A 4,453-nucleotide genomic window follows, 5' to 3' on the forward strand; every position below is an offset into this window, starting at 1 on the left:
GAGCGCGCTGGACGCCAACAAGCTCGGCTACCAGGTCGGCGTGCGCATCAACATCGACGTGCTCAACGCCCAGAGCCAGCTGTTCCAGACCAAGCGCGACCTGGCCGTGGCCCGCTACAACGTGCTCATCGGCGGCCTGCGCCTGAAACAGGCCAGCGGCCAGCTTCAGTCGAATGACCTGCAGGCGGTGAACTCTCTGCTGGTTCGGTAAAGCGCCTTTTCACATTCGCTTGCAAAGGTTCGTGCGCGCCAAGCCCGCCCTATCCGTTTGCGCAGTGGTCATTCATCCTGCGTGGTGCGGCAGCGCGATTTAGACGTACTGGGCGCAGAGCCGTATCGACCGATTTGTGGCCATCGAAGAAGATTCTGACCACCCACCGCGCAATCGCAGCGGACCGATGGGCCGTCCGAGGAGCGGATACAGTGCGGCCATGAACGCCGATCACGTCATTCCCGTCATCCTATGCGGCGGCTCTGGCACGCGCCTGTGGCCGCTCAGCCGAAAAAGCTTCCCCAAGCAGTTCGTGCCGCTCATCGACAACAAAAGTCTGTTGCGCCTGACAGCTGAGCGCTTGGCCAACATATCGAGCAGGGCAGGTGGCACGCTGATTTGTGTCGCGGCCGAAGAACACCGCTTCCTGGTGGTAGACGACCTGAGGTCCGCCGGTTTGGGTGGTGACCTGCTGCTGGAACCTTCCGGTCGCAATACAGCCGCAGCCATGGCCTTGGCGGCATTGCATGCCAACTGTTCGGGAGCCGACCCGCTGCTGCTGTTCTGTCCGGCGGATCACCACATCCCCGACGCCGCTGCCTTCGCCGTCATGGTGCAGCAGGGTTTGCCCGCAGCCGAGGCAGGTGCCATCGTCACCTTTGGCGTGATGCCGAGCTTCCCCAGCACAGCGTATGGCTACATCCAGCAAGGCAATGCACGGGGCGATGGCAGCTACGCCGTGGCCAGGTTCATTGAGAAGCCGCGGGCCGATGCTGCCCAGGCGCTGCTGTTGCAAGGCAACGTGCTGTGGAATGCAGGCATCTTCTTGGTCCGAGCACGCGTGCTTCTCGATGCGCTGAGCGTGCATGCCGCCGACATCTTGGCGAGTTGCCGGGCTGCCATGAACGAAGCTTCCCGTGAGACCCCCTTGGCGAACAAGGACACACTGGCTACGCATTTCGTGAGACCGCAAACAGAGGCCTTCCTAGCCTGTCGCTCGCAAAGCATCGACTACGCCGTGATGGAAACGCACGCCAATGTGGCCGTGGTGCCCTTCATGGGTCAGTGGAGCGACGTGGGGAGTTGGAACGCCGTTGCAGAATTGACACCGGCTGATGCCAGAGGCAACCGCATCAACGGCCAAGGCCACACACTTCACGCGCTCAACACCTACATCCACGCCCCCGGTCGTACCGTTGTTGCGCTGGGTACGCAAGACCTTCTCATCATCGACTCACCCGACGCCTTGCTGGTGGCCCAGCGTGACCACGCAGAGCAGGTGAAGGACGTGGTGGCCCACCTAGAAAGCGCTCAGCTGCCACAAGCCACCCTGCACCGTCGCGTGGCCCGTCCTTGGGGCTGGTACGACAGCATCGACATGGGCGAGCGTTTCCAGGTGAAACGCATCGGCGTCAAGCCGGGCGCTAGCCTGAGCCTGCAAAAACACCACCACCGCGCAGAGCACTGGATTGTGGTGCGCGGAACAGCCGAAGTGACCCGCGGCAAAGACGTGTTCCTGCTCTCGGAGAACCAGTCCACCTACATCCCTATCGGTGAGGTGCACCGTCTGCACAACCCGGGCAAGCTCGACTTGGAAATGATTGAGGTTCAGTCCGGCAGCTACTTGGGTGAGGACGATATCGTGCGGCTGGAAGACACCTACGGTCGAAGTTGACACTCATTTTTGTGTCAACGTATGGGTTCATCTCCTTGAGGGAGGACCCAAGATGATCATGCGACCGCCCTGATCTGTCCGGTAACAGCGCAATGCGATAATTTAGGGTTATTTCTGATCCGTCTGTTTGCGGATTGGCAACCCCAAAATACTCAGGGCTCATACATGATCCTCGTCACCGGAGGCGCCGGCTTCATCGGCGCGAACTTCGTGCTCGACTGGCTCGCCCAGTCAGACGAACCCATCGTCAACCTCGACAAGCTCACTTACGCCGGCAACCGCGAGAACCTCGCCAGCTTGCAGGGTGACACGCGCCATACCTTCGTGCAAGGCGACATTGGCGACGCCGATCTGGTCGCCCGTCTGCTGGCCGATCACCAACCGCGTGCGGTGATCAACTTCGCGGCCGAAAGCCATGTGGACCGCAGCATCCACGGCCCGGGCGAGTTCATCGAGACCAACGTGGTGGGCACCTTCCGCCTGCTGGACGCGGTGCGCGGCCACTGGGCCGCCCTGCAGGCCGATGAGAAGGCTGCCTTTCGCTTCCTGCACGTGAGCACCGACGAGGTGTACGGCAGCCTGGCCAAGGACGACCCGGCCTTTGCAGAGACGAACCGCTACGAGCCCAACAGCCCCTACAGCGCCAGCAAAGCCGCCAGCGACCACCTGGTGCGCGCCTGGCACCACACCTATGGCCTGCCGGTGCTCACCACCAACTGCAGCAACAACTACGGCCCCTACCACTTCCCCGAGAAGCTGATCCCGCTGATGATCGTCAACGCGCTGGCGGGCAAGGCCCTGCCGGTGTACGGCGACGGCATGCAGATCCGCGACTGGCTGTACGTCAAGGACCACTGCAGCGCCATCCGCACGGTGCTGGCGCAGGGCCGGCTGGGTGAGACCTACAACGTGGGCGGCTGGAACGAGAAGCCCAACATCGAGATCGTCAAGACGGTGTGCGCGCTGCTGGATGAATTGAAGCCGCGCGCCGACAGCCAGCCGTATGCGAACCAGATCACCTACGTGACCGACCGCCCGGGGCATGACCGACGCTACGCCATCGATGCGCGCAAGCTCGAACGTGAGCTGGGCTGGAAGCCGGCCGAGACCTTCGAGACCGGTATCCGCAAGACGGTGCAGTGGTACCTGGCCAACCCGCAGTGGGTGGCCGACGTGCAAAGCGGCGCCTACCGCGAGTGGGTGAGCCAGCAGTACGCGGACACCGCAGCATGAAGATCCTGCTGCTGGGCAAGAACGGCCAGGTGGGCTGGGAGCTACAACGCAGTCTGGCCCCGCTGGGCAAGCTGATGGCGCTGGACCGCGCGGGCGATGCGGCCCGCGGCCTGTGTGGCAACCTGCAGGACCTCGATGGCCTGCGTGCGACCGTGATGTCGCTGCGGCCCGACGTGATCGTCAACGCCGCGGCGCACACGGCGGTGGACAAGGCGCAGAGCGAGACCGACCTGGCACGCCGGCTGAACGCCGAAGCGCCGACCGTGCTGGCCGAGGCAGCGAACGCGGTGGATGCGCTGCTGGTGCATTACAGCACCGACTACGTATTCGACGGCAGCGGCAGCACACCTTGGGTTGAGAGCGCACCGACCGGCCCGCTGAACGTGTACGGCCAGACCAAGCTGGACGGCGAGCGCGCCATCGCGGCGGCCTGCCCACGCCACCTGATCTTGCGCACCAGCTGGGTGTATGCCGCCCGCTGCGGCAACTTTGCCAAAACCATGCTGCGCCTGGCGGCCGAGCGCGAGCGGCTGACGGTGATCGACGACCAGTACGGCGCGCCCACTGGGGCAGAGCTGATCGCCGACGTGACGGCACACGCCATCCGCCAGCTGGTGCAGCGGCCGCAAGACGCCGGCATCTACCACCTGGCTGCCGCCGGCGAAACCACCTGGAACGGCTACGCCCGCCACGTGATCGACACCGCCCGCCGACTGCGCCCCGAAATGGCCCTGGCGGTGCGCGAAGTGGCGGCCGTGCCCACCAGCGCCTTCCCCACACCCGCACGCCGCCCGCACAACTCACGCCTGGGCACCTCGCGCCTGCAGCAGACCTTCGGACTGCGCCTGCCAGCCTGGCAACACGGTGTGGACCGCATGCTCGCGGAAACCCTCTGAAGCACCCGGGAGAACCCATGACACAACGCAAAGGCATCGTCCTGGCCGGCGGCTCTGGCACCCGGCTGCACCCGGCCACGCTGGCCATCAGCAAACAGCTGCTGCCGGTGTATGTCAAGCCCATGATCTATTACCCGTTGACCACGCTGATGCTGGCGGGCATGCGGGATGTGCTGATCATCAGCACCCCGCAGGACACGCCACGCTTTGCCCAGCTGCTGGGCGACGGCAGCCAGTGGGGCATGAACCTCCAATACGCGGTGCAGCCCAGCCCGGACGGACTGGCGCAGGCCTTCATCATCGGCGCCGACTTCGTGGGCGACAGCCCCAGTGCCCTGGTGCTGGGCGACAACATCTACTACGGCCACGACTTCACCGGCCTGCTGGCCGGCGCCAACGCGCAGACCGTGGGCGCCACCGTGTTCGCCTACCACGTGC

The 4,453-nt window shown here is 64.6% G+C and carries 5 protein-coding genes; all 5 read left to right on the forward strand.

The features are described from left to right. Positions 1-211: TolC family protein (locus tag ACR2JA_RS09880; RefSeq protein ID WP_434008914.1), on the forward strand; the 211-nt coding region annotated here is incomplete at its 5' end. Positions 212-431: 220 nt separating this feature from the next. Beyond that, positions 432-1,886 carry a mannose-1-phosphate guanylyltransferase/mannose-6-phosphate isomerase gene (locus tag ACR2JA_RS09885; protein WP_434008915.1) on the forward strand — a complete coding sequence of 485 codons (1,455 nt, stop codon included), beginning with the start codon at positions 432-434 and terminating at the stop codon, positions 1,884-1,886. 165 nt (positions 1,887-2,051) lie between these two features. Continuing rightward, positions 2,052-3,119 (forward strand): dTDP-glucose 4,6-dehydratase, encoded by a 1,068-nt coding sequence (rfbB, locus tag ACR2JA_RS09890; RefSeq protein ID WP_434008916.1) that lies wholly within the window; start codon positions 2,052-2,054, stop codon positions 3,117-3,119. Continuing rightward, positions 3,116-4,015: a dTDP-4-dehydrorhamnose reductase gene (gene rfbD, locus ACR2JA_RS09895; protein WP_434008917.1), complete on the forward strand. Its 900-nt coding sequence runs from the start codon at positions 3,116-3,118 to the stop codon at positions 4,013-4,015. Before rfbB ends, rfbD begins: the two co-directional genes overlap by 4 nt. 17 nt (positions 4,016-4,032) lie before the next feature. Next, the coding region (locus ACR2JA_RS09900; protein ID WP_434008918.1) for a sugar phosphate nucleotidyltransferase at positions 4,033-4,453 on the forward strand (421 nt) is incomplete at its 3' end.

The sequence above is a fragment of the Hydrogenophaga sp. genome (genome assembly GCF_051007235.1).
Classification (GTDB): domain Bacteria; phylum Pseudomonadota; class Gammaproteobacteria; order Burkholderiales; family Burkholderiaceae_C; genus Hydrogenophaga.